Here is a 3,869-nt window from a genome sequence, read left to right on the forward strand (position 1 = left end):
CGATTAGTTCGAGATTATGAGTTATTGCCCGAAACATCGGAGACGTTTATTTACCTTGCCATGATCCGGATCATGGTGAGGCGATTGGCATAAAATTTCACCACTCAAAACTTTTCAAACACCCTCTTAGATACAGCTTTAGAACAAGCTTTAAAAAATATGATTAATTTTCTCGAACATTTTGCCAATTTGTCAGCAGAAGATGCTTATGTTTTGTGTAGTTTAGCCGTCAATTTTCACATCACGCAAGTTGTAAATAGCCCCCAAAAAGGCGTTCACGGTATGTTACCTAAATCAATCTTGCCCTACAATTTTAAATTTTAGATTTTGGATTGATAATTGTTGTCTGCATCTAGGTTCTGGCAATATATCTGACACAATCATTTTTAAAATCGGTATCATCTAAAATTAATCTGTGATTAAACAAGAAACAAACATTTTTGTATGTCTAATATCCTTGTACAATTGCTGCTTATTGGTTTAGCTGCTGGCGTTGCTGGTGGTATGTTTGGCATTGGTGGCGGTGCAATTATGGTGCCGGCAATGGTACTTTTAATGGGAATGGATCAAAAATTTGCGACTGGCACTTCCATTGCCGCTCAAATTTTACCAATTGGGATTTTAGGAGCAGCAGTTTACTACCGTAGTGGTAACATCAACATCAAACATGCGGTAATTATTGCTGTTGGTTTAGTAGTAGGCAACCTCTTTGGTGCATTATTTGCCAATCAGCCATTTATTAGCAGTGAAATTATGAAGAAGTTGTATGGCATCTTTTTATTACTTATAGGTGCAAGATATTTATTCATTCGTTAATCATCAATACAGTTCGGTTGTAGTTTTTTACACTCCCTCATTTCCATTTGCCCTCATTTAGCAAGTTATTACAGCCCTATCAATGCAGAGGACACTCTGCTATCTGCACACTATCCCTGGAAATAAGTAGTTATAGCAGGTGAAAGGGAACAGGCTTCCGCCGTGAGCGTCAGCCGAACGGTGACAGGGTTAAAAGTCTTTTAGTGCATGAGTTTTATCATTGGCCGATGTCCTAACTGCCTTGGCTACTGCTATACATAAGTAAGTATGTAATTATTAATACATAGTTACATTATTGTATGCCATGTTGTAGTATAGTTTACATGTAATCATGGAAATCATACATGGGCAAACGTCCAAGCCTTACCTCTGCTTTGCAGAAAGCAAGCGGCAAGCCCCAATATGAATCACAGCCAGAACCAGTATCAGGGCAGTTGCCAGTAGCTACTGAAGCGGCTACAGCATCATCAGCGCCACCAAGTCGCCAGGGGAAAAAGGCGATCGCGGGGCATTTTGACCCAGCAGTTTCTAAACAGCTAAAACAGATTGCCCTCGATCATGGTACGACTGTGCAGGCTTTACTCACTGAAGCCATGAACGACCTCTTTATTAAATACAAACGCAACCAGATCGCTTGATTGTTTATAAAAATGACTCAGAGCCGTACAAAGAAAATCCCCTTGCCTGATATCCATACTGATCCAATGGAAGATTCAGTGATAGCGATAAAACAGGAACCTTACTATAAAACGGAGTTTGGGGCAGCCTATTTGGGAAATAGCCTTGAGTTGATGAAGGAATTACCTGAGGAGAGCATCGATCTTATTTGTACCTCACCGCCTTTTGCCTTGGTTCGTAAAAAGGAGTATGGAAATAAAGATCAGCATGAATATATTGAGTGGTTCCTTGTTTTTGCCAAAGAATTTCAGCGCATCCTAAAGCCATCAGGTTCTCTGGTGATTGATATTGGTGGAAGCTGGTTGAAAGGTTATCCTATCCGCTCCTTGTATCATTTCGAGTTAGTTATAGAGTTGTGCAAGCCGACTGATAAAGGTGGGTTAGGTTTCTTTCTGGCACAGGAATTGTACTGGTATAACCCAGCTAAGTTACCTACACCAGCAGAGTGGGTGACGGTGCGACGGGAGCGGGTAAAGGATGCTGTAAATACCGTATGGTGGTTATCTAAACAGCCTCATCCCAAAGCCAATAATAAAAGGGTTCTTCGTCCATACAGTGACGCGATGAAAAATCTGCTGAAAAATGGCTATGATGCTAAGTTACGCCCGTCTGGACATGATATTTCTACGAAATTTGGCAATGATCGGGGCGGAGCAATTCCACCAAATATTATTAACGGTCAGATTGAAAATAGTAATGGTAATATAGGTTCCCCTGTCCTTGCTGGTTTTGATTGGCTATTGCTGAATGATCTGGCGCAACCTGTTAATGTCATCTCAGCTTCTAATACCGCATCTAATGATTATTATCAGAGAAGATGCAAGCAAGAGGGCATCAAGTCTCATCCAGCCAGATTTCCTCAAGCTCTACCAGAATTTGCTATTAACCTTTGTACAGATAAAAATGATTTGGTGTTAGACCCTTTTGCTGGTTCTAACATGACTGGTCGCGTGGCAGAAACACTTCAGCGACACTGGTTAGCTTTTGAGCTTGATGAGTCTTACATTAGTGCATCCAAATATAGGTTTGAGTCAAATGCCCCACTGGTGGTTGATCCTCTTCCTTCCGAGAAAAATAATAAGGAGAAAGTGCTTGAAGTTTTGCAATCTTTACCAGACAACAGGTTATTGAGCAATCGCCCAAATCAGCACCAACAGTTAAGCCTCCCTTTCCTAGAAGATATAGACCCTATGGAACAACGCCAACTTAAATTTACCTATGGACACCAGTTTGAATCTGAAAAGTTTTCTTTACCTGAAATTGTGCAGCTGTGTATAGATTGCGCTCCTGATCGGCGAGAACTACAGAAACAGATTGCTGATCGATATTTTTCTGGTCATTCCAAGCAAAGTAGCGATCTTGCAAAAGCATTGGAAAACATCGGCAAGTTGTCTATGAATTGTTTCTTGTCTTTGCGGGCATATCAACTTGTTGAAAAAATAGGCGATGATGATTGGGCTTATCAGGTTACTGAGATTGCGAACGAAATTCTTCAGGCAAAGGATGATCCTCAAACTGTTGCTAGTATATTTGCCCGCCATATCCTGACTAATCTTACTGGTATGTCACTATTGAAGGCTATTGAGGCAATTAATACTAGAGGAGATAAACCGCAGCTAGAAGTTATTGGCTATGAACTGCAAGAGATGGGATATTCCCTCTCTCCTAATGCAATTTATGTCAGTACCATGCGGAAATGGCTTGAGCTTGCAGGAGTTTTTGAGCGCGAGTATGAGATTAACTGGGATACAGTTTCTGACTTGCTTGGGCTTGATAAAGACTATGTTGATGAGCTTTACACCTTAACACCGCAGCAGAAGTATTTTCTGCTGGCTATGATTCACCTTGACATTCAGGTATTGACACCTTGGAACAAGGTTAAAGATTATTCAACCAGTACTTATAAGATTCGATTACCGAGTAAGTCTTTTGTTAAAGATATTATTGAACCTTTAGTTGCTCTTGATTTAATTGAAACCGAGAAAACAACAGGAGGACGAGGAGCTAAACCGAACTCTGTTAAATTGACCGATAAAGCTAGAGCGGAGCTTGTTTCCCGCCTCCTTTCAAGTATTGCTGATCTAACTGAAATTTCGCAGACTGAACTTAATAAAGCTTTTGAAGATGTTATCAATGATCTTGACAGTGAAGATAAGCATGTCAAGGGCAAGGCTTTAGAGTTATTGGCTATTTGGATGATTAGACTAACCAGCTTACGTTTTACCAAATGGCGCAAACATATCTCTAACCCTGTTGTGTCACTATCGCGGTAGTATAAGGATGTAAAAAGCCCAGAACGAAGACACAGAGCATGGTAGAGCCTCGTCCACCCAAACAAACCGTCAAATTTGTGGATGAATATTGTCTTTGGTATA

At 40.6% G+C, this 3,869-nt stretch carries 2 protein-coding genes and 3 pseudogenes; all 5 read left to right on the forward strand.

Annotated features, from left to right (window positions below; genetic code table 11):
* Nucleotides 1-93, forward strand: a pseudogene (locus tag IQ259_RS26740) (IS5/IS1182 family transposase); the annotation flags it as partial.
* Between the two features lie 33 nt (nt 94-126).
* Nucleotides 127-324: pseudogene (locus tag IQ259_RS26745) on the forward strand (acetamidase/formamidase family protein); the annotation flags it as partial.
* Nucleotides 325-444: 120 nt separating this feature from the next.
* Nucleotides 445-816 (forward strand): sulfite exporter TauE/SafE family protein, encoded by a 372-nt coding sequence (locus IQ259_RS26750; protein WP_193889000.1) that lies wholly within the window; start codon nt 445-447, stop codon nt 814-816.
* 344 nt (nt 817-1,160) lie between these two features.
* Nucleotides 1,161-1,454, forward strand: a complete 294-nt coding sequence (locus IQ259_RS26755) for a ribbon-helix-helix domain-containing protein (protein ID WP_193889001.1) — start codon at nt 1,161-1,163, stop codon at nt 1,452-1,454.
* Nucleotides 1,455-1,520: 66 nt separating this feature from the next.
* Nucleotides 1,521-2,531, forward strand: a pseudogene (locus tag IQ259_RS27440) (site-specific DNA-methyltransferase); the annotation flags it as partial.
* Nucleotides 2,532-3,869: the final 1,338 nt, after the last annotated feature.

Origin of the sequence: Fortiea sp. LEGE XX443, from assembly GCF_015206815.1 — a bacterium.
In the GTDB taxonomy this organism is placed as follows: Bacteria; Cyanobacteriota; Cyanobacteriia; order Cyanobacteriales; family Nostocaceae; genus Nostoc_B.